The sequence below is a fragment of the Salinivibrio sharmensis genome (genome assembly GCF_001995985.1).
Taxonomy (GTDB): domain Bacteria; phylum Pseudomonadota; class Gammaproteobacteria; order Enterobacterales; family Vibrionaceae; genus Salinivibrio; species Salinivibrio sharmensis.
The window spans coordinates 24782-46804 of the sequence record NZ_MUFC01000004.1; the positions used below are offsets into that span (position 1 = coordinate 24782).

21 protein-coding genes are annotated in these 22023 nt (G+C 50.4%); 8 read left to right on the forward strand and 13 right to left on the reverse strand.

What is annotated here, in order from left to right; translation table 11 throughout:
• The first annotated feature begins 110 nt into the window (after positions 1-110).
• A complete protein-coding gene (locus BZG74_RS05060; RefSeq protein WP_077771621.1) occupies positions 111-395 on the forward strand; it encodes a hypothetical protein in 285 nt (94 codons plus the stop codon).
• A gap of 54 nt (positions 396-449) precedes the next feature.
• Here BZG74_RS05060 and BZG74_RS05065 read toward each other — a convergent pair whose 3' ends face one another.
• The 3 genes from BZG74_RS05065 to BZG74_RS05075 all read right to left on the reverse strand — a co-directional run bounded on the left by BZG74_RS05065 (position 450) and on the right by BZG74_RS05075 (position 2995).
• Positions 450-917, reverse strand: a complete 468-nt coding sequence (locus BZG74_RS05065) for an ASCH domain-containing protein (protein WP_046075497.1) — start codon at positions 915-917, stop codon at positions 450-452.
• 192 nt (positions 918-1109) lie between these two features.
• The gene (locus BZG74_RS05070; RefSeq protein WP_077771622.1) at positions 1110-2357 is read right to left on the reverse strand and encodes a cysteine desulfurase-like protein; all 1248 of its coding nucleotides are present in this window, start codon (positions 2355-2357) and stop codon (positions 1110-1112) included.
• A 2-nt stretch (positions 2358-2359) separates the two neighbouring features.
• On the reverse strand, positions 2360-2995 hold the full coding sequence (locus BZG74_RS05075) for a 2OG-Fe dioxygenase family protein (protein WP_077771623.1): 636 nt from the start codon (positions 2993-2995) through the stop codon (positions 2360-2362).
• Positions 2996-3434: 439 nt separating this feature from the next.
• Between BZG74_RS05075 and BZG74_RS05080 the strand changes: the two genes are divergently transcribed.
• Positions 3435-4037: a DUF6151 family protein gene (locus tag BZG74_RS05080; RefSeq protein WP_077771624.1), complete on the forward strand. Its 603-nt coding sequence runs from the start codon at positions 3435-3437 to the stop codon at positions 4035-4037.
• A 176-nt stretch (positions 4038-4213) separates the two neighbouring features.
• The gene (gene acnA / locus BZG74_RS05085; RefSeq protein ID WP_077771625.1) at positions 4214-6952 is read left to right on the forward strand and encodes an aconitate hydratase AcnA; all 2739 of its coding nucleotides are present in this window, start codon (positions 4214-4216) and stop codon (positions 6950-6952) included.
• A 39-nt stretch (positions 6953-6991) separates the two neighbouring features.
• Here the strand turns inward: acnA and BZG74_RS05090 are convergent, their stop codons facing one another.
• The gene (locus BZG74_RS05090; protein ID WP_077771626.1) at positions 6992-8035 is read right to left on the reverse strand and encodes a glycosyltransferase family 9 protein; all 1044 of its coding nucleotides are present in this window, start codon (positions 8033-8035) and stop codon (positions 6992-6994) included.
• Positions 8036-8131: 96 nt separating this feature from the next.
• Between BZG74_RS05090 and BZG74_RS05095 the strand changes: the two genes are divergently transcribed.
• Both BZG74_RS05095 and BZG74_RS05100 read left to right on the forward strand, forming a co-directional pair.
• Entirely contained in the window at positions 8132-8533 is a 402-nt protein-coding gene (locus BZG74_RS05095) for a diacylglycerol kinase (RefSeq protein WP_046075502.1), read from the forward strand.
• 73 nt (positions 8534-8606) lie between these two features.
• Positions 8607-10436 (forward strand): DUF3413 domain-containing protein, encoded by a 1830-nt coding sequence (locus tag BZG74_RS05100; protein WP_077771627.1) that lies wholly within the window; start codon positions 8607-8609, stop codon positions 10434-10436.
• 77 nt (positions 10437-10513) lie between these two features.
• Here the strand turns inward: BZG74_RS05100 and BZG74_RS05105 are convergent, their stop codons facing one another.
• The 8 genes from BZG74_RS05105 to BZG74_RS05140 all read right to left on the reverse strand — a co-directional run bounded on the left by BZG74_RS05105 (position 10514) and on the right by BZG74_RS05140 (position 16421).
• A complete protein-coding gene (locus BZG74_RS05105) occupies positions 10514-11464 on the reverse strand; it encodes a 5-oxoprolinase subunit C family protein (protein WP_077771628.1) in 951 nt (316 codons plus the stop codon).
• Positions 11449-12144, reverse strand: coding sequence for a 5-oxoprolinase subunit PxpB (gene pxpB / locus BZG74_RS05110; protein ID WP_077771629.1), 696 nt, complete (start codon positions 12142-12144; stop codon positions 11449-11451). Before pxpB ends, BZG74_RS05105 begins: the two co-directional genes overlap by 16 nt.
• The gene (locus BZG74_RS05115; protein WP_077771630.1) at positions 12141-12872 is read right to left on the reverse strand and encodes a 5-oxoprolinase subunit PxpA; all 732 of its coding nucleotides are present in this window, start codon (positions 12870-12872) and stop codon (positions 12141-12143) included. Before BZG74_RS05115 ends, pxpB begins: the two co-directional genes overlap by 4 nt.
• 119 nt (positions 12873-12991) lie before the next feature.
• Positions 12992-14296, reverse strand: coding sequence for an MFS transporter (locus tag BZG74_RS05120; protein WP_077771631.1), 1305 nt, complete (start codon positions 14294-14296; stop codon positions 12992-12994).
• Positions 14297-14334: 38 nt separating this feature from the next.
• Positions 14335-15027 carry a penicillin-insensitive murein endopeptidase gene (locus tag BZG74_RS05125; RefSeq protein ID WP_077771632.1) on the reverse strand — a complete coding sequence of 231 codons (693 nt, stop codon included), beginning with the start codon at positions 15025-15027 and terminating at the stop codon, positions 14335-14337.
• Positions 15017-15571 carry a GNAT family N-acetyltransferase gene (locus tag BZG74_RS05130; protein ID WP_201247357.1) on the reverse strand — a complete coding sequence of 185 codons (555 nt, stop codon included), beginning with the start codon at positions 15569-15571 and terminating at the stop codon, positions 15017-15019. Before BZG74_RS05130 ends, BZG74_RS05125 begins: the two co-directional genes overlap by 11 nt.
• Positions 15572-15620: 49 nt before the next feature.
• Positions 15621-15977 carry a hypothetical protein gene (locus BZG74_RS05135; RefSeq protein ID WP_046075510.1) on the reverse strand — a complete coding sequence of 119 codons (357 nt, stop codon included), beginning with the start codon at positions 15975-15977 and terminating at the stop codon, positions 15621-15623.
• A 57-nt stretch (positions 15978-16034) separates the two neighbouring features.
• Positions 16035-16421 carry a hypothetical protein gene (locus BZG74_RS05140; RefSeq protein ID WP_077771633.1) on the reverse strand — a complete coding sequence of 129 codons (387 nt, stop codon included), beginning with the start codon at positions 16419-16421 and terminating at the stop codon, positions 16035-16037.
• Positions 16422-16671: 250 nt separating this feature from the next.
• Here BZG74_RS05140 and BZG74_RS05145 point away from each other — a divergent pair, with 250 nt between their 5' ends.
• The 3 genes from BZG74_RS05145 (at position 16672) to BZG74_RS05155 (ending at position 20263) form a co-directional block, all read left to right on the forward strand.
• On the forward strand, positions 16672-17694 hold the full coding sequence (locus BZG74_RS05145) for an ABC transporter substrate-binding protein (RefSeq protein WP_158020630.1): 1023 nt from the start codon (positions 16672-16674) through the stop codon (positions 17692-17694).
• Positions 17695-19530 (forward strand): GGDEF domain-containing protein, encoded by a 1836-nt coding sequence (locus BZG74_RS05150; protein WP_077771635.1) that lies wholly within the window; start codon positions 17695-17697, stop codon positions 19528-19530. It abuts the gene before it with no gap.
• 193 nt (positions 19531-19723) lie between these two features.
• A complete protein-coding gene (locus tag BZG74_RS05155) occupies positions 19724-20263 on the forward strand; it encodes a histidine phosphatase family protein (protein WP_077771636.1) in 540 nt (179 codons plus the stop codon).
• Positions 20264-20402: 139 nt separating this feature from the next.
• On the opposite strand, the gene BZG74_RS05160 is transcribed toward BZG74_RS05155, so the two are convergent.
• Complete coding sequence (locus BZG74_RS05160) at positions 20403-21833, reverse strand: 6-phospho-beta-glucosidase (RefSeq protein WP_077771637.1); 1431 nt, start codon at positions 21831-21833, stop codon at positions 20403-20405.
• Positions 21834-22023 lie beyond the last annotated feature (190 nt).

A 22023-nucleotide genomic window follows, 5' to 3' on the forward strand; every position in this document is an offset into this window, starting at 1 on the left:
ATTGAATGCGCTAAATGAAGTCAGTGACTTCATCTGTCGATAAAAAATCCGTGCCTCTTTGTCGTGCATCTCCTAGTATGGCGTCACCGTCACCCATAACGAGCAATACCATGCAAGATGAAACCAGTACTAGTATCGCTAACTTGATTGAAGTGGTTGAGAACCAGGTCGCCGACCAAGACCCTAAAAAGGTAGCAGAAACCTTGATGCGCCTGCGTATGACCGGCTATTCGCGCGATGAAGCCATCGAATATATTGCCTGTGCGCTAATGGTTGAGATCTATGATGTTAGCCATCACAACGGGCAATTTACCCTGTCCCGCTATGAAGCCAACTTAGACACCCTGCCAGACATGCCATGGGCCGATGAGATTAATTTGGATATCGGTGAGTAAGCCTATCGCACTGACGGCAGTCATCAAAAAAGCCGCTCAGCGCGGCTTTGATAGTTAGAGTGGATAGACTTTCTCAAACTCTTCAAGCACCACATCCGAGTGCTCATCAAAATGCAGGCCGTGTGTTTTAGCGTACTGGGAAAAATAGCCCCAATGCGCTTCGTGCCAACACTGGTAAGAGCCATCGCCTTCCCCTTCACGTGCCGCAAATTCGGCGCTCACTTGATTAAACGGGCAATAGCTCACCTGTGTGGTTTTGACGATGCAAACGGGTCGCTGGTGACCATTAAGGACAATCTTATAATGTCCTTTTTGCGGGATCACCGCATTTTTCTCTTCCAAAGAACTACGCAACCGGCAGTGCGCTTTCTTTTTATTCAAACTCACCAATGTCGCGACTTCATTGGCTCTGACGGTATGGTGGCTTAAAGTATCGACTACCACCATATCGTCACTTGGCCGCTGGTGAGTTGGCAGAGTCGCAAGGTACTGGTGCCAAAAGGCGTATTGCTCTTCAGTCATCTCTCTCGCCTTGTTTTCTTTTTGAATGGTTTCTTGGACAGTTAAACGGCAGTTATCTTAACGCTCTGTTTCGTTTTCGCCTATGCGCCAGCTAACGTTTCACATTTTTCTTACGGCGAAATAAATGTCGCTGGCACTGACCAACCAATATAAAAAAGCGGCCAAAATGGCCGCTCGAAATAGAAGAGACGTTTAATCGTTAATAAATGGCAATAAGGCTTGGTGTAGCCGGTCAATTTCATCAAGTGTGTTGTAATGCATCATACCGATGCGGATCACACCGCCTTTTTCTAAGATATCAAGCTGCTCACACAAGCCCTGAGCGTAAAAATGGCCATTCCAGACACAAAAATTTTGCTCGCCGAGTGCTTGAGCAACCTCAGCCGGTTCTGTTCCCTCTATGCGTATCGCAAACGTTGGCGTGCGTTTGTCGAGCTGATTATCGTCAGTAATGCCATAGATGCGTACCTTGGGATATGCGCGCATCAACTGGATAAAATGTGCTGATAATGCCTGCTCATGCGCTTGATACTGCGCATAGCTTGCCGCTAGTCTTTCTCGCAGCGATGACGTCGGGTCGCCCCATTGCGCAAGATAGTCAACCGCCGCAATAAAGCCCGCTATCGCCTCAAAGCTTTGCGTGCCCGTTTCAAATCGGCCGGGGCCTTGATTAGTCGCAGGTTCCACTTTGTACGGTTTTAACGTCTGTACCCACTCAGGCGAGACATAGACAAAACCAACATGGGGTCCAAAAAACTTATACGCCGAGCAGGCAAGAAAGTCGCATCCGAGCGCTTGTACATCCACCAAATGATGAGGCGCATAATGCACCGCATCCACATACACTTTGGCGCCCACTTGTTTCGCCATCTCCACCACTTTTGCCACATCGACCAGACTGCCTGTGGTGTTGGAGGCTAACGTAACCGCAACCAACTTGGTTTTATCGGTTATCAAGCTGGCAAGGTGTGTCATATCGATAGAATACGTCGACTCATCAACACGTACCTGTTTCACGATCGCGCCTTTGTCTTGCGCCGCTTGTTGCCAGCTAGATACATTTGAATAGTGATCGAGTGCCGAAACAATCACTTCATCTCCCGCCTGCCAGTCGCGACTAATTGCGCGGCTCAACGAGAAGGTCAAGGTGGTCATATTCGGACCGAATACCATGCTTTCTGACGATGCGGCATTCACAAAGGTCGCTGCCACATCACGCGCGCGCTGCATAAGCTCGGTCGTGTAGCGACCAGAGAAGAATTGGCCACCTAGGTTAGCGTTGTAGTGGCCTAAATAATCCACCATGGCATCAAGCACTGCGCGGGGTACTTGCGCCCCCCCAGGCCCATCAAAGAATGCAACGGGCTGTCCCTCAATGACTTGAGCGAGCGCGGGAAAATGCCCTCGAACAGCGTGGGGCGAAAAACCTGCTGGTGTCATCATTACTTCCTTGTTGCTGTGAGTACAAATACATCCATGGTGCCCGATTTCTGGTTATCAACGGGCGTAATCGGCTCAGCGTAATGCCACAATGTACGGTCATCAAGTGCCGCCATTTGTCCCGGTGCCAGCGGCAAACTAAACAAAGGGGCACTGGTTTTATGACTAAATACTTGGAAATCACCGCCATCAATATTATCGCGGCCAACGCTCACAATGGCGATATGATCGAACCCATCTTGGTGAACGCCCTCTGGGGCGACTTGCACCGACTGATTGTCCGCCTGAATACGAATTTGGTGGATCTCAATATCGTTATCGTCACTTAACTGATACATATCGCGGAAAGTACGACACATGGCATGAAAGCCGGGCTTTTGCACGGTTTCTGATTCAATATCTTCAAACGTCCTCGCCACATCGCCTTGGAACTCATTGATATCCGAGGTTTGCATAAACGGTCGAGGGGGAAGTTTTTCCACCCCTCCATCAAAAACGTGGACCACCGAGTAACGGCGAAGTCGAAAGCCGCCATCAGCATGTGAGGTGCCTGGAAGGTTATCAAACGAGGGTTGAAGCTGCTTGATATGATTATCGTCCAGTTGATTGAGCTGCATGAGTAATGAAGACGTATTCATGGCTTTCTCCTTTTATCTGTACCGACGCACGCATTGATGCCAGGGCCGTTGCCAGATACAATATTAACAAATGCGTTACATGTTATATTTAACTAAATCCCCTGTTATTTCCAGACTCAACCCTAGATTTGTCGACCATAAAAACATCAATCAGAATTATCCGCTATTGATAACCCTTAAGCTATTGAAAACCTCCAACCCCAAAGTTAACAATTATTAAACATCAGCATTAATCACCAACATGAAAGCCATTAGCAACATTTTAAATCACCACCTCGCCGCTTTTCTGTCACGAAAAGTTGCCATTAGTGATAAAACAGGATGTTATAGATAAGGTTCCGCCCGTTTGTGGCTGTGTCTATCCGTTTTATCGCAACCGTCTGAGCTCACAATTCGCGCTATACTGGTAAGACACACTCTGCAGCTTGGGGGAAACAATATGGCACGTCTTGCCATTCAGTGTTCATGTGGACAAATGACGGGAGAGATCATTGATGCACAAAAAAGCCAACGCTGTGTTTGCTTTTGCAGTGATTGTCAAACCTATGCGCAAACACTAGGCTACCACACTGAACTCGAGCCCGGCGGCGGCACAGAAGTGCTACAAATTACGCCAGCGCAGCTCCGTATTTATCGCGGCCGAGATCAATTAACCTGTTTAAGGCTGGGCGAACGAGGCCTATACCGCTGGTATACTCGCTGTTGCCAAACGCCTATCGCCAATACGATTAATGCCGATATTCCTTTTGTTGGCGTAGTGAGTGCTTGCTATCACATTGAAGGAGATAATGAAGAAGAAATCGGCCCGGTTCGCTGGTATGTGCAAGGTCAAGATGCACGCTCTACCCCAACAGCAAAAGACGTTCACCCTCGTTTTCCTCTACGTTTAATGCTACTCACCGCAATAAAAGGGGTATGGGCGCGGCTAGTGGGTAAACATCGTCCGAATGTGTTTTTTGACCGTGAAGGGCGTCCGCGTGGCCTGATTCATCATGTGGGAAAGCCCAGTCCATCGCCGAGAGGAAGACAGCCCCTCCCCTGACGCAGTAAGGCATGGCCGATGGGAGTGATTGGAAATACCGTGATAACGACGCTTTAACTTCATCAAAACCCCATTTACAATAGTGCAGTAAAATCAAGCAATCCCCCGAGCGAGGCGACAGCCTTCGAGGCAAGGTCGCCTCTCTTATTCACAATAACGGACAAGGGGAGGCATCCGTGAGCAACCCATCTCAACACCCAGATAGTTTCAACACCCGACGTACTCTACATGTCAATGGTGAAACCTACGACTATTACCGCTTGGACGCACTGTCCGACAATTTCGAGATCAGTCGTTTACCCTACTGCTTAAAAGTGCTGCTGGAAAACTTGCTACGTAAAGAAGATGGCAAGAACGTCTCCGCGGACGACATTCGCACACTTTGCCAGTGGCAAGCTGATAAAGCAGGACAAGATCAGGTGAACTTCACGCCTGCTCGCGTCGTGCTTCAAGACTTCACTGGTGTACCCGCGGTGGTTGATTTAGCGGCGATGCGTGCCGCCATGCGCGAATTGAAAGGTGATCCAGCCAAAATCAACCCGCTTGGTGCGGTTGATCTTGTCATCGACCACTCAGTGATGGTTGATGATTACGGCAACCCTGATTCCTTGCAAAAAAACACCGAGATTGAGTTCGAGCGTAACAGCGAGCGCTACCAATTTTTGCGCTGGGGCCAGCAAGCCTTCTCAAATTTCCGCGTCGTACCACCTGGTACGGGGATCGTCCACCAAGTGAACCTCGAGTATTTAGCACCCGGTGTGTTAGTGGAAGAGCAAGGCGGTAACAAGTTAGCCATGCCAGATACGCTGGTGGGCACTGACTCACATACCACCATGATCAATGGCTTAGGTGTACTTGGTTGGGGCGTAGGGGGTATCGAAGCGGAAGCAGCGATGCTCGGCCAGCCTATCACCATGCTTATTCCTGAAGTGGTCGGCTTTGAGCTCAAAGGCGAGCTACTAGCTTCCGCCACGGCAACGGATCTGGTACTCACCGTTACCCAAATGCTACGTGAACGTGGCGTGGTGGGTAAATTTGTTGAGTTTTATGGCCCCGGGCTCGCCAAATTGCCGCTGGCTGATCGCGCCACCATTGCCAATATGGCGCCAGAGTATGGTGCAACCTGTGGCATCTTCCCGATTGATACTGAAACACTCAACTATATGCGCCTGACAGGCCGCACCGATGAGCAAATCACGCTGGTCGAAACCTACGCTAAAGCACAAGGCTTGTGGCGTGATGACGATGCACCGGTGGCTGATTATAGTGACACGCTCCATCTCGATCTGGGTGATGTGGTGCCAAGCCTGGCGGGTCCCAAACGTCCACAGGATAGAATTGCATTAACCGATGCCAAAACCCAATTCGATCAGCTGTTGGAAAAAGAACAAGCGGCGTCTAATAATGTGATTGCAAGCTTTGCCAGTGAAGGGGGGCAAACCGCAGTCGATAACCCCAGTCTTCGTGAGCAAGGGAAAGTAGAAGTCGACTACAAAGGTGAGCGATTTACGCTTGAGCACGGTGCCGTTGTGATCGCCGCGATCACCTCCTGCACCAACACCTCGAACCCGGCCGTGCTTGTCGCCGCTGGGCTGGTGGCACAAAAAGCACGAGAGCGTGGCTTAAACACCAAGCCTTGGGTGAAAACCTCTCTCGCACCTGGGTCACAGGTGGTGCCTGCGTATCTAGAAAATGTGGGCCTACTTGAGCCACTTGCCGAACTTGGCTTTAACATCGTCGGCTTTGGCTGTACCACCTGTATTGGTAACTCTGGGCCACTACCTGAGCCGATCACAGAAGCCATTCGCTCTGCCGACCTGCTCGCGACCAGCGTACTCTCCGGAAACCGCAACTTTGAAGGCCGTATTCACCAAGATGTGAAAGCCAACTATTTGGCCTCGCCCCCATTAGTAGTTGCCTATGCACTGGCAGGTAATATGAATGTGGATGTCCTTAAAGAACCATTAGGACAAGATGAAAGCGGCAAGCCTGTTTACCTCAGAGACATCTGGCCAACGCCACAGGAAGTCGCGCAAACCATCCAATCAGCGATGACGGAAGGGCTGTACCAAGACAAATATGCGGATGTATTTGCCGGTACAGACGCTTGGCGGAAATTGCCAGTCCCTGAAGATGAAATTTACTCATGGCCCGACTCCACCTACGTTAAAAAACCAACGTACTTTGACGATATGACCATGGCACTGCCTGAGATGAAACCCATCAAAGGCGCACGCTGTGTGGTCAAAGTCGGTGATTCGATCACGACCGACCATATTTCACCCGCTGGGGCGATAAAACCAGATAGCCCGGCGGGCGAGTATTTGAAATCTAAAGGCGTTGAGCCAAAAGACTTCAACAGCTACGGCTCACGCCGTGGTAACCACGAGGTAATGATGCGCGGCACCTTTGCCAACGTGCGCTTAAAAAACCATATGGCGCCGGGCACCGAGGGCGGTATGACTACCTATTTGCCCACCAATGAGCAAATGAGCATCTATGAGGCGGCCCAACGCTATCAAAAAGATGGCACGCCTTTGGTTGTGCTTGCGGGTAAAGAGTACGGGACAGGGTCGAGCCGTGACTGGGCCGCTAAGGGCACTAACTTGCTGGGTATCAAAGCCGTCATTGCTGAAAGCTTCGAGCGTATTCACCGCTCTAACTTGGTTGGCTTTGGTGTGTTGCCGTTGCAATTTAAAGAGGGCGATTCCGTCGAGTCACTCGAGTTGGATGGCACGGAAACGTTCGATTTTGAAGAGATCAGCGGCGAACCGTCCACCCTCAAAGTGTGTGCGGTGCGGGATGATAAAACCATAGAGTTTGACGTTAACGTCCGCATCGACACTGCGGTTGAGTGGGATTACTACCGCCATGGCGGCATTCTCCACTACGTGCTGCGCCAACTCGCCAGCTAGTACTGGCTTCGATACCACAAAGGCCCCGCGGGGCCTTTTTCATTGCTTCGCCATCATGGTCTCAAACGCGTCGATCACCTGCTGAGTATCAATAGCAGCCATCACATGATCACCTTTCACCCGAGTGCTCCATGCCAGTTGCTCAACGGGCTTGCCATGTTGCTGTTCAGCAAAGGTTTCATAAACACTGACCACATCCGCGAGATTGTTGTAAGGGCCGGTCCGCTTCGGGTTGCTATGGCCATAAAGGCCTAAGACAGGCGTGCCTTGCGTGGTCGCCATGTGCGCGGGGCCAGAATCGGGGGCCAGCACCGCATCGGCGCGTGCGAGCACCGCAGCTAATTGCTTAAGGCTGGTTTGTCCCACCAAGTTAAGCAATGGTACGTTGGCGTCGGCAATAATGCGGGCGGCCAGCGTTTTTTCACGTGCCGCCGGTGAACCACAGAGTGCCACCTGATAACCTTTACCGACCGCGTAGTCGGCAAATTGGGCGTAGCGCTCTGGCAACCAGTTACGCTCATCTTTACTCGCAGCAGGACTGATCACGACAGTAGGCTTGTCACCGAGTTGCGCGTTGGCAAAGGCATGATCATCTTCACAAAGTGGCAGTTGCCACTGCGGCGTTGTACTCGGCACGCCCAAGTATTGGGTAAAAGCAAAAAAGCTATCTAATACATGGCAAGATTGAGTATCGGGGATCCGTTTATTGGTAAACAGCCACTGTCCCTCTTTCGCTCGGTGGCGGTGAAACCCCACGCGATAGCGCGCGCTGATCCCCACCGTCAGTAAACTAGCACGTAAAGCAAGCTGCATATGTACTAACGCATCAAACCGGCGCCCTTTCAGCTGCCGCCAAACTTGACGCATGCCTGCTAATCCCGCTTTTTTATCGAACACCACCAGCTCCACCCCATCAAGCCCGGCTAAAAGCTGTGCTTCGACTTTACCAACCACCCAAGTGATCTGCGTCTGCGGCCAATGACGCTGCACGGCTTGAATCGCTGCCACCGCATGACAAACATCGCCAATCGCAGACAGGCGTAAAAAACACAGGGAGCGCGGGGCGTGAGTAAACAGAGGCATAACAAATTCCAATTAAGTTATCGCGCCGATTATGCAGTTGGCTCGGTTAAATGTAAAATGCCAGCCTATCGACTAAATTGTTACGAGAATGTATTTATGGGCGCTAATACATCCCCCTCAGAAAAGCCGCGAGGGCTGATACGTATCATTAAAGCCACCGGCTATTCTTGGGCTGGATTAAAAGCGGCATATCACCATGAAGCCGCGATCCGTCAAGAAGTTATATTATTGGCTGCGGCGCTAGTCGTATTACTCTGGCTGCAATTACCGCTGACGGAATCCTTGATAATGTTCGGCGTCATTGTGTTAGTGATTATCGTCGAATTACTTAACTCCGCCATTGAAGCCGTGGTCGACAGAGTGGGGGAAGAGCGCCATGAGCTCAGTGGCAGAGCCAAAGATATCGGTTCTGCGGCGGTATTTGTCAGTTTACTTTTGGCGGGTGTGGTCTGGCTTACCATTTTATGGCATCACTTTGGCGCCCCATTGATTCAATAACACACATAACCATACCACCCGGCAATGCGCCCGTTACGTTGCCAATTAATTAACTCAACTGTGATGAGAAACCATGTCTTTTAAATCGCGACTTCAAACACATAGCTGGTTCATCGCTATTAACGCCCTTGTGTTGATGGCAATAGCCAGCCGCTACTTTGCGTTTCTACCTAGCTTTCCCACTGAGCCACTTGGCATCACCTTTATCGTGGTCAGTACCTTTAGCCAGACGGCCTTACTTGCCGCCATTGTTGGCTTAGTAACACTCCCGCTGCTATTGCTGCCAACCAAGGTGCGCCAACCGTTGCTCGCCTTAATTGCCTCGGTGGGTGTGATCACGCTTTTCATCGATACCATCGTGTTTGCCCAGTATCGATTTCATATCAATGCCATGGTGCTAGATCTGATCCTCGCCGGGCAGATTGTCAGCTTCCCGCTGATCACTTGGCTGATGGTGATAGGTGGCGTGGTTGCCTGCCTCGCCGCGCAGTGGGCAATTCTGGCTGCGTTGTCGCGGACACGTTTTTCTTCCCAGCACAAAGTCGGCAAAAAGTTTGCGCTGCTCACGTTTCTGACCTTGCTCGCCACCCACGGGATTCATATCTGGGCTGCGGCCTACGCGTACCAACCTGTGACAACGGTTAAACGTTATTTGCCACTTTTCTATCCAGCCACCGCCAACAGTATGATGCGTAAAAACGGCTGGATTGATGAGCAAGCGTTAGCACGGCAAAAAGCCATGGATGTAGATCGCGAAGCCGACCTGAATTATCCCCTTTCACCGCTGAGCACGACCGAGGTTGAGCAGCCGGTGAACATCATGTTTTTGGTGGTTGACTCATGGCGCGCGGATACCTTCAATGCTGACAACACGCCCAACCTTTGGGCACTGGCGAAAAATGGTCGTACCTATTCACATCATCTTGCGACGGGGAACGCCACCCGTACCGGCATTTTTGGCCTGTTTTATGGCATGCCTGGCACCTATTGGCACAGCTTTCTTGCCAATCAGCAATCTCCGGTCCTGATGGATCGTCTGCAGGCACTCGATTATCAATTGGGTATTTTTACCGCCGCGCAATTGGAAAAGCCGGAATTCAACCAAACCGTGTTTGCCAAGGTGTCCGATTTACGTAACGGCTCTGAGGGCGACTCTCCCGCCGAGCTAGACGCAGATCTGACCCAAGATTGGATCCGTTGGCACCAGCAGCGTGACCCCAATCGTCCCACCTTCTCGTTTTTATTTTACGATGCGCCACATGGCTATGATTTTCCTGCGGACTTTACGCCCAAGTATCAACCGATGTTGGACGAAATTAACTATCTCAAATTGAATAACGAGACAGATCCGACACCGTTTTTCAATCGCTATAAGACCAGCGTGCGTTACGTTGATAGTTTGGTTGCCCAAGTGGTTGAAGAGCTGAAACAAAGCGGAGAGTTCGACAATACTCTGCTGGTTCTCACTGGCGATCACGGCCAAGAAATGAATGACAACCAACTGAATTTTTGGGGACATAACAGTAACTTTACTGACCCACAAATTCATGTGCCTTTCGCGATGGTCGGCCCCGGCATCGATGCAAAACAGGTAGATACTGGCAAGCAGCTAACCAGCCACCAAGATGTTGCGCCCACCCTGATGAAGCATTATTTAGGCGTAACGTCCGATCCGGCCAGCTATGCGATTGGTCATGACTTACTTGCACCAAACCCCGGTCAAGATTGGGTGTTATCGTCAAACTACAGCGGCTATGCGTTAGTCACCGACGACACCATTTTAGAAGTGGGTGCAGGAGGGCAATATCAATACATGGATAACACCAATCGACCCATAGAAAACGCATCACCCGACTTTACGCAAATGGAAAAAGCCCTCGAGCAAATTAGCCGTTTCCGCTAGTCCGTCGCTTGCGCGTTAAAGCCTATCCGTTTATGAGCCTCTGTCTTCCAGAGGCTCATCTATCCATTTTCTACAGGCTAGATCCAGTCAAAAAACTGCACAAACTCCTGCCATTGCGCCGATGCATCCGCTAGCCGCGCTGGATAAAAACGCACGGCCTGACCGGGTGGCGTTTGCGCCAACATGCTCAAGCTGGCACGAGTTAAACAGCCAAGCTTAGGATAGCCACCGAGTGTTTGCCGATCATTGAGTAGTACAATCGGCTGACCGTCAGGGGGCACTTGCACGGCCCCGAGCGCAATGCCTTCGGAAACAATTTCCGGTTGCTTGCTGACAACGCTCGGTCCATTGAGCCGCACACCCATACGATCACTGTGCTGATCGACCGTGTATTTGCCATCAAAAAATGCCGTTAGCGCCTCGGCGCTGAAGCTATCAAACTGATACCCCGGCACAAGCGCCAGTGGAGTCAGGGCATTGTAGTCAGGAATAAAACGTGTCGGTACACCGCGCACCCTCGGCAACAGAGCATGCGGTCGGCAAGGCAACACATCTCCTTTGGTAAGCGCCATGCCTCCCGCTTGTTCACCTAATCCGGAATGGAGGCCGCCGAGTTGATTGCGCATCACCGTCGCGGCACTGCCAAATGCGCAATCGACCGTCCACCCGCCACGCACCGCGAGATAGGCCCGCAACCCACGGCGCGCGTAGCGTAAACGCAATTCATCACCCGCATTTAGCCTCAACGTCTGCCACATTCCGATGCGCTGACCATTGATACAAGGTTGCATGTCTGCGCCGGTAATGGCGATCGACATCGCGTGATCAGCACGAAAACGTGCCTGACCCATGGTTATCTCGACAAGCGGTGTATTGGCGGGGTTATCGAGTAAATAATTCGCCCAAGCAAATGCGTGGCAATCGACCGGTCCGCCTTGGCTTAAGGCAAGCTGGCCCACCCCGTAGCGCCCTATGTCTTGCACCAAGCTCAATACACCGGGGTCGACCACCGTTAATCCTGCCACCATTGGCCTCCTGCCGTGCGGTAATCAGACTCTGACATCGGCTCAAAACAGACGGTATCACCTACATCAAACGGCATCATGGGCGATTGACGGGGATTAAATAGCACTTTGGGGCAGTTGCCAATAATTTGCCAGCCTGCGGGCGAAGCCGCCGGATACACTGCGGTTTGCTGTTGTGCAATGCCCACACTGCCGGCGGGGATCTGATGACGAGGTGTGGTATGACGTGGCATGGCTATTGTCTCATCCACCGACGCAAGAAAGGCAAAGCCGGGCGCGAAACCAATCGCACAAACGGTGTAAGTTCGTTGGCTGTGTCGCGCAATCACCTCTTGCTCACTTACGCCGGCAAACTCGGCGACCGCAGCTAAATCGGGCCCAACCGAGGGGTGATAATACACCGGCAATGTCACCTGTTTTCCGCCCACCGCGTCGTCGGTGACTCGCAGTGAGTCGCCTTGGTTCATCACCCACGTTTTCAACATTTCTGGCGAGAGTAAGCGAACATTCACTTCCACCAGAACGCTGGTGTAGGCGGGAATTAACTCAACCACACCACGGCCAAAGTGTTGCTGGATTCGCTCACACAGCGCGGATAACTGAGGGACTAAGGTAAGATCGATCTTATTGCCCAACCGGATCATTATCGTGGTTTCACTGACCTGCTCAACCTTGAGTGTCATGGTGTTAAGGCCTTTCTGAGTTGTTTTATCGCCTCGACCGATTGTGGGTTATCTCCATGCACACACATCGTATCCGGCGAAAGCGAGAGCGTTTGCCCCTCGAGGGTTGTCACTGTGCCATATTGAGATAACTGCAAAACCTGTGCAATCATCGCGTCGGCGTCATCTAACACCGCGCCCGGTTCACCGCGCGGCGCCAATTGCCCTGACGCCAGATAGGCTCTATCAGCAAAGGCCTCAAAAATCAGCGGCACACCGGCTCGTTGGGCAAGCTGGCGATGCTGACGGTTATCAGGCAATGCCAGTACCATTAATGGTGTATTGGGCAGCGTATCAGCCACCGCAGCCAACACCGCTTCAAAGCAATCGTTGTCCACCATCATGGTGTTATACAGCGCACCATGGGGCTTCACATAATCAAGGCTCGCATTAAATCGCGCACAGATCCCTTGTAATGCGCCGATTTGGTAGCGAACGAGGTGACTAATTTGTGCCGGGGTATGATCAATATGACGACGGCCAAAGCCCTGCTTATCGGCGTAGCCAGGATGAGCACCAATACTCACATTGTGCTTTACTGCGAGTGCTACCGTGGCCGCCATGACATCAGGATCAGAGGCATGAAAGCCACACGCAATATTGGCCATATCAATCCACGGCATCAGCGCGCTATCCATTCCCATCGTCCACGCACCAAAGCTTTCACCCATGTCTGCGTTTAGTTTCATCACTCCCTCGATTTCACTGACTTTGCTTTACCTTACGGCTTTTTAACCCGCAGATAAACCAACAAAATCGTCAGGGTGTGAGGCTTGTGTCACGCTTGCCGGGCGTTGACGCCGCAGACTTATCTTTCTACTTCTGGCAGTGCGCGCGCCATCAATGCACCCAGGAGACCCAACGCCGATAACACCGCAATCACTACCATTAATCCCCACTGGCTAAGCCACGCCGTGACGCCGCCCATAAATAAGAGCACAAAACCAATCAACGTATTGCTAACCGAGACATAATCGGTGCGCTGATTGCCCTCGGCCATATTCACGATGTAGGTTTTACGCCCAAGGCGCACACCCTCGTGAGCAATGGTCAGAACAAAATAGACGCCAGGCAGTACCCATGGCGAAGAAAACAACGCGGGATACCAGTGACTGATACTCACCACCACCAGCCCCAGTAGCGCCGTCACCACAGCAGCCATTATCATCACTTGGCGGCTGGAGCGATCGGCAAATAGCCCCCAAAAAGGGGCCGATAACAAACTTGCAATACCGCTAATTGCGACAAAGCTTGCGGTTGTGATCGCCAACGCTTGGCTATGCTGACTGGCTAACAACACATAATAGGGCGCGGATAGGGCCGAACAGAGTAACAGTGAACGGGTGATCACAAAGTGGCGTAGGCGCCTATCATCCACCAATAAACGCAGTTTAGACAGTGCATGCGTCAGCGCATTGGCTCCGCCTTCTGTGGCCCCTTCATATTCATCAACTTGGCTGTAAAACGCTGCGGCAATCCACCAAAGCACTGCACCGAACGCCAATAGCGCGCAATAGACCCACACATGCTGCTGATCGGAAACACTGAACAATCCAACACCGGCGGCAATCGTCACCGCCCCCGCCAAGCTTGACGACCATCCATTCAAGCGTCCTCGTTGCGGCTTAGGAATGGTTTTCCCTAACACATCTTTCGAAGCGACCGAGCACAAGCCTCGTGCCAGACTAAATACCACCAGCAAGCCAACAATGCTCCAGCCGGCTACTTGACCAGTTAAAAGCAACGCTGCGATCGCCATTGCTAGGATACACGCCCCTTGAATAACAGAGCCTGCCACCCATGCCCACTTACGTACCGCAAATTGGCGGACATAACCGGCGATACCTAACTGAGGCACTAACGACCCCGCCTCTCGTATTGGCACCAATAAGCCAATTAACGCCAAGGGCGCGCCAACTGCGGTGAGCAGCGCTGGCAAGACAATTTTTGGGTTAGATACTGCGTCGCCAATTTTGGTGAGTCCTTGGCTAACGATGATGCGGAAAAAATTGCCCGGAACCTCACGACACGCACTGCCATCAATGTCTTTACAGGCACGCGCATCTTCTTCATTAAAAAGTTTTTGGTGTAAGTCATCCGCTAGTTTGTGCACACTGTCTCCCAGTCTCTTCTTTTATTTTTATTCTGCCCTTATTGGCAAGGCACGGCAAAATCAACGTGATAATGTTCATCATGGCGAACCCAAGACCGCCGCGTTGAAAACTGAATATGCTGCTTTAAATACTGCCCATACTGGGTATCATACAATGCAGGTTGAAGTGTTGGATCAAAGATTACACGCCACAGATCATAGCCACGACGCCTCGCTTCTTGATGAAGGGCCACGATGTGTGCAGCCATAGCTGTGTAATCAATGTGCTTGTCTTGGTATTGACCATTCCCATCAAATTCAATGTTGTAGCCAAATTTATTGAGTAGATGAGTCGGCAGATGAACCGAGCGTCCCTCGGCATCGACGACCGGTGTCATAAAATCAACCGATAAACCATTTCTATGGGTTTTATGCGGTTTGAACTGACCACCTGACTCAAAGCCCGTTTCAGCATATTGATATACTTTGGCTGGCTGCTCCGCCTCCAAAGACTGATACGATGCCACGATGATGTCACGTACTGCGGAGTGAACATAGGTTCGCCCCGCCCAACGCGCAATCAAGCTGTAGCCTATGAAATTCGCCCCGTCACTGGGCAACTGTACCCCATTGGCTAAATGACCATTCGACGTAGTGCCATAACAGGTACTTTGCTGCGCAGTACCCGCCAATGGAGACATCAAACAAAAAACGAAAAGAATGAACGATAGATACTGGCGATTAATCAGCATGGTCTGCCTGCCAAGTGGCTTTCGATATCGCGTATAAAACATGCGTGGCGAGCGGATGATCTGCTGCCAAATGAGGATGCAAAAAGGTAAAGGGAGCAGCCGGTGTCATCCCGAGTTTTTTCATCACTGCTTGTGAGGGCAGGTTACTCTCGGTGGTAAACGCATAAATTGCCGGAAGCTCAACGTCCTCAAAGCCGATGGCGAGTGCTTTTTGTGCCGCTTCAGTGGCATAGCCTTTTCCCCAATGTGGCGACGCTAAACGCCAGCCAATTTCAACAAACGGCTGATGGCCGAGCTCGAAGGTGGGACGGTTTAACCCCACAAAGCCAATGAATTCGCGTGTCTCAGTCAGCTCTACCGCCCAAAATCCAAACCCGTTATCCGCCAGTTTGGATTGAATATGCGACGCCATCGCATCACTTTGAGCGCGTGAGAGCACGCTGGGGAAATAGCGCATGACATCGGGGTCTTGATTGAGTGCCGCAAAGGGGATCAAATCGGACGCGTGCCATGCGCGTAGCGTCAGTCGCTCCGTCGAGTACATTACCAAGACCATTCCTCGTTAAACGTCATACTGCATAACCACGCACCTGCTACTGTAAATCTTTGTGGCGCAAGCGCGTGAGCCAATATTCACGATAGCGAAAATAGCAATAGGTCGAGGCAAACAAGAAAAACAAATACGAAAGCGAAAATACCAAGGGTGAGGTGATCAACGCATGTTTTAACCCGAGCAATACACCCGCCGCCGTCACCGCAATCTTAGCGACCACCCCGAGCAACAACAAAAACAACGCAAACTGCGGGTAATGGCTGCTACGAAACGTGATCCAATAGCACGCACCCACGGCTGTACTGGCGACGCCCAGACCAAGAAGATAAGAATGAAAGTGCTCACCCGCCAACAAACCACCAAGAATGCTAAGCACGATAATCACAATAAACGTCATGAGTTCCCACCTTTTTTCTCAGTATGGCACTGACGCAAACCGCCGAGGAGAAGCCTATTAAGAGAGTACGATCTTGCTCGCAGGCTCTATGAACGCGGTTGAAATTGACGGCTGGACGTTTGCTGTCAAAGCACCATAGCGATGATTAAGCGCGTCGACAGTGACGATTTGCCCTTGCCGGCGGATACTCACTTTCGTGCCCAAATCCATGCCCGTGAAACGCATCTGCTCATCGCCGCCACTCAAAAAGTGGAAGCGGTCAATCGCCAAATCAACGAGCCGAAAGTCTCGGCGACGACAGCTCAATCGCGCTACCCAGCTTTTCGCCGATAGAGCTTGCGCGGGAGACAAGGCGCGCACTGCAAACTGCCAGCCTTCACTCTCGCCATAAAAATCCATCGGAAAATGCCGCTTAAATTTCTTCTTATCGTAGTAAGATTTCATTACATTATTGTCATTTTATTCGCCATTGACTGGCACGCTAGTCTACATAGCTATGATGCCGTATAAGCTTTCTCTTGCCCAATAGAATTTACGTGTCAAACAGCGGTTCCCTGAACAAATTGCAGACAATGATAAACCTACCGCAATCAAGCGTATAGATATGCGCTATCCTTAACAGAGGTCGCGAATGGAGAGGACCCTTCCCTACATGTGTAGAAGACTGATTTTGTGGTGTGTTGTTTCTATATACATGATGTTCAGTACGCACGTTCATGCTGAACAGGCTCAGCCCCGTGTACTATTTATTAATCCCGGTTATGCAACGGAAAGCTTCTGGCAGGACGTAGATGAATATGCCAATGCCGCTGCCTCCGCCTTAAATATTGACCTAACGATTCGCCACGCCGATCGCAATCACTTCGCCGTGCGTCAAATACTCGCCGCTACCTTGAGTAAGCCGACCCACCCTGATTACATTATTATTGTTAATGAAAAGCTGGCGGCCAAAAACCTAATCCCCATACTGAGAAAATATCCCATTTATGTACAACTTATCTTGAATGATGTCGATCAGCAGACCAAAACCAAGCTCTTCCAAGATCCACATTGGCAACAATACTTATTGCCGAGTATTATTCCCAACAATCATTCGATTGGCTATGCGATCGCCGAAGCCATGGTGCGAGCAGGCGATAATGCGCCCGGCGAAGCCGTCATGATTTCAGGTGATCTTACCACCCCTGCATCAGTGCAACGCGAAGCGGGCGGCAAGCGCTTTTTCGTTGAACGCTCAGACATTACCTTACATCAAGTTGTTCATGGTCAGTGGGATGAGTCCATCAGCCAAGAGCAAATGCATACCTTGTTGCAACGCTACCCAAATGTGCGCTACGTGTGGACAGCCAACGATCATATGGCGTTTGGCGCGATGAAAGCCGTACGGCAAGCGGGAAAAACGCCCGGCGATGACATCTATTTTGCTACGGTCAATACCTCCGAGCGTGTGCTCTCTTTGCGAGAAAAAGGCGACATTTCAGCCCTTGGAGGCGGGCACTTTAAAGCCGCTGGCCTTGCATTGAGCCGCATTTACGCTCACGATAAAGGTTGGCCGTTACCACCGCAATGCGCTGGACAGTTATTTCACTTAATTGAACCTGGCTCCGCTTTTTTCGTACAGTTGCGCGAGCAGGCGTGGGATCAAATCTCGTTTTTGAACATGGCGAAAGGGATTGAAAGCCATTGTCATTCAACCACAACTCAAATGGATAACTAAGTGATAAAACGCGATGTAAACTTACGCGGTCTTCAAGCGCGCGTCGCCTTCGTTGTGCTCTCGATTAGCTTACTTTTTGCGGTAGGGAGTACACTGACGCAGATGTACATCAACTACCAGCGCACACTGGCTACGACCACACAACTGGTGGAGAGCCGGAGCCATAACTCGGCTCGCGTGATTAGTCATGCATTGTGGGTCGTTGATTTAGAGCTTGTACGCCGCAGTGTAAAGGGATTGTCGATGATCCCCACCATTTGTCGCGTTGAGGTAAAAGGTTTTGATGGCACACACATCACTGAAGTCAACAATACCAGTGAGGACTGTAACGCCAATCATCAGTCATTACTGAGCGTTCAAGGTAACAATATTGGCACCCTGAACATTGTGCTCGATCGCAGTGCGATTAAACGCGATGCCTTCACAGGCACCGTGCCTGTCGCTGTCGTCCATTTTACTGAAACCTTGATCATTACTCTGCTGATTTTGTGGGTTATCCATCGGCTGTGCTCGCGCCCCCTCCAACAGCTGTCAAATACGCTGGATTACTACCAAACCGACAAAGCCAACCAAACAAGTGTGCCACTTTCGTTGATTCAACGTAATGACGAAATAGGTAAAGTGTCTCGCTCAATCAATGCGATGCAATCGCGTATCAGAGACGACTTTCTACAAAAGCGCGTGACAGAGCGTGAACTTCGTCAACATCAAACCTTATTGAAAGAGCAAGTCGAACAACGCACCAAAGCACTCAATTGGCAATCAAACGCTAGCTCTCTACTCGCCGATATTTCAATTCAATTTTTACGTGCAGACTCGCAATATATTACTGAAGACGTAGAGAAAATTTTTCCCGATATGGCGTCATTACTCGGCGTTGAGGCGATTGGTTGGTATGCCTTTGATGCATTCCGCGCTGAACGCCGTTGTTATTGGCCACAAGAGATTGATTTTGCGCCCCAGACCGTCGACTTAAGCGATATGCATATGATAAAACGGTGGCTGGCTGACACTGACGCACTGGTCGTGCCGCACGTTGGCCAGCTCGGCGATGATGCGATTAACGAACGCTCTTGGTTGCGTCGCCGGCATATTCTGTCATTTGCCGCTTTTCCACTGACCGACGGCAGAAAAAGCTTCGGAATGATCACCGTGGCTAACCGTCACTTACCCTTTATCTGGGACCACAATAAAACCTTGCTTTTAAAGCGCTTCGCGACAGCCATCAGTGAAGTAATGATCCGTGAACGAAACCATTTTGCCATGGAAGAGCTGCAAGAAGAGCTGATTGTCGCCAATGAAAAGTTGAAAGTACAAGCGGAAACGGACGATCTTACCCGCTTAAGTAATAGACGCCCTTTTAAACGCGAACTCAAAAACCATATCCAACATGGTATCGCCAGCCGGTTACCTGTCGCCGTCATGATGATCGATGTCGATCATTTTAAAGCGTATAACGATGAATACGGTCATCTCAAAGGCGATGACGTTCTCACCCAAATCGCGCGCGTACTGCTCACACAAACGGAACGCTATCAAGGCTCGGTAGCCCGGTTTGGAGGCGAAGAGTTTGCCATTACCCTCTCAACACGCTATGCCTCGAAGTTAACCCAGCTGGCCGAAACCATTCGAGCGGACATTGCCAATCTTAATATCGAGCACAAGAAAAACCCAAATGGTGACAAAATCACTGTCAGTATCGGTGGCATTATTACGCTCCCAACTCGCGAAACCACTGACTCATACCTGCTTGAAATGGCTGATCAGCGGCTATATCAAGCCAAAGAGGAAGGTCGCGACCAAACTAGGATCCTTGACCAAACAGCGGAAAAATAGCGAGCTTGCTCACGCCCTCCTCTCAATCCCACGGGTGAGTCATGACAGTCCGATGACGGTATGCTACAACCCTCGTAAGCGATATGTTGACCACCCGCCAAGCGGGTATCTCGCCTCATTATCCAGATAATAAAAATGTCACCGACTCAAGAAGCAGCGCTTCAGACGCTGTCGACGCAGAAAAGGAAGCCCTATGAAAGTCGTCTTTGTCCGTCACGGAAAAACCGATTACTCTTTGGCCGATGCTCGCCAAATGAGCCAACTGGAAAAAGACTATGCACCACTCCAACGTGCATGTATCCCTGACATTCAAGCACTTGCCGAACATCCTAGTCTACAGAAAGCGGAGGTGATTCTTTCTTCACCTTATACACGCGCTTTACAAACAGCAGAAATCTTAAATCGACAATTACAAAAAGAGCTGTTTGTTGAACATGACTTGCGCGAATGGCAAGCAGACATTAAAGGGAGCTATATTCCTCTTTCTGAGCGCGATCGACGCTGGATTGAGTATCGAGAACTGTTTGCCAATGGAAATGAAGTAACCAATGCAGGTTATGAGTCCGCCACCGCGTTATATCGCCGAGTAACATCTGTGCTCGACACCTATCAAGACTACAATACGATTGCGGTTATCGCGCATTTTAACGTGATTGAGAGTTTAGTGGGTTATCGTGAGCAGGGGATTGAGTATGGAGAAGTGATTGAAGTCGACTACCAACCCAATCTCTAACGTCTTCCCCTTAGCGGGCGAGGCTTTAGCGCTAAAACGGTAAAAAATCGCATACCTCGAGGCGATGACTTTGCTGATAATTATCAAAAGGGACGCAATAGGCGTCCCTTCTCGTCTTACTGCGATTCGACCAGAGCCTTTACTCTATCAACCCATTGTTCTTAATTACGTTTTGATACCAGTAAAAGCTCTTTTTACGATGGCGAGAAAAGTCGCCACTGCCGTCATCGTGACGGTCAACGTAGATGAAACCATAGCGCTTGCGGTATTCGCCCGTGGTAAAGGACACGCAATCGAGACAACCCCATGGCGTGTAACCAATCACCTCAACGCCATCTTGCCAAATGGCCTCTCCGAGTGCCTCTATATGTTGTGACAAATAGCTAATGCGATAATCATCATTGATTTCCCCTGAGGTTTCACACTTATCTGTCGCGCCAAGACCATTCTCTACCACAAAAATCGGTTTTTCATAACGCTCATACAGCTCAGAAAGCGCAAAGCGTAGGCCTTTGGGATCAATTTGCCAGCCCCAATCCGAAGCGGGTAGATGCGGATTCAATCGGCTTGCACTGAATAGAGCATTTTCATCTTCTTCTGGCGGGTTAGCATCGACAATGTTGGTCATGTAGTAACTGATCGCTAGAAAGTCTGCTCGGCCGTTTTCCAAGATGTACTCGTCCTCGTCATGCATCTTGACCTCAACCCCTTTCTCAGCCCATTGTGGCCAAATATAGTGAGGATAGTGGCCTCTGACCTGTACGTCGCTGCATAAATATTTATCCCGCATGGCCCGCTGTGACGCCAGCATGTCATCAGGGTGACAACTCGCCGGATAAAGCGGCATCATGTGGATCATGCTACCTATTTTAAAATCAGGGTTAATAATATGGCCCAGAGCCACCACCTTGGCACTCGCCACAAATTGATGATGTAGCACCTGGTAGAGCGTCTGCTCGGGATGCTCGTGCTCGGTAAAAACCACACCTGAATTACAATAGCCAAATAGCGGATAGTCCCAGTTGAGCTGGTTGTTGATCTCGTTAAAGGTAATCCAATAAGTGACTTTGTCACGATAGCGAGTCATCACTGTCTCGCAAAACCGCACGAAAAACTCAATCACATCTCGATGAGCCCAGCCTCCGTATTGGGTGACAAGGTGCTGGGGCATCTCAAAATGAGAAAGCGTAATGACAGGTTCAATTCCTTTCTCTAATAGGTAGTCAATGAGGTCATCATAAAAGGCTAGGCCAGCTTCATTCGGCGTGAGCTCATCACCAAGAGGAAAGATCCTCGACCACGCGATAGACGTGCGAAAACACTTAAAGCCCATCTCCGCAAAGAGATCGATGTCCTCACGGTAATGGTGATAAAAATCCACGGCATCATGGTTCGGATAGGCTTCATGCTCTTCAACACGTTGGGTAATTTTGCGCGGGGTACCATGGGCACCTTTAGTCAACACATCCACAATGCTGACGCCTTTACCGTCGCAATCCCATCCTCCCTCAACTTGGTGAGCCGCCACCGCGCCACCCCATAAAAAATGCTCCGGAAATACCGTTTTCATTGTTCACCTCTATTTGTCTCATCTCCCGCTAGGCTAACGATTTCCACTCAGCTGAAGTGTGAACTGACTCGAAAAGCATAGGATCTCCACTATCAAACTCGCGACCAACTGAATAGAAAAGCATTAATAAGGAAAAATTATGCTATTAACCTATCGAGTGGTTAGTGCTAAGCTGTCTAAATAGACAAAT